We start from the raw sequence: 255 nt of genomic DNA on the forward strand, positions 1-255 counted from the left end.
CTGTTGGCCTCGTCAAGCTTGATCTGCTTCGGGTCCGGGTAGCGCAAAGTGTCGCCGCAACCCTTGCGCTTGAAGCTGGGGAAATCGGCCCGTTTCTCGAAGAAGTTCTTGTACGCCCTCTCCAAGTCCTTCAATGCATGTTGCAGCGGATGACACGGCGCGTCCTTCAGCCAAGGTGTGTCAGGACCATTGCGCCACCCGGTCAATTGCTTCGCCATGGCGACGTAGCCGATGAACTTGTTACCGGCCTCATGA

1 pseudogene is annotated in these 255 nt (G+C 57.6%); it reads right to left on the reverse strand.

Annotated elements, in window-relative coordinates:
* Positions 1 to 255: pseudogene (locus tag F1735_RS38665) on the reverse strand (RNA-guided endonuclease InsQ/TnpB family protein); the annotation flags it as partial.

This window comes from Massilia genomosp. 1, assembly GCF_011682185.1.
GTDB lineage: Bacteria > Pseudomonadota > Gammaproteobacteria > Burkholderiales > Burkholderiaceae_D > Telluria_A > Telluria_A rubra.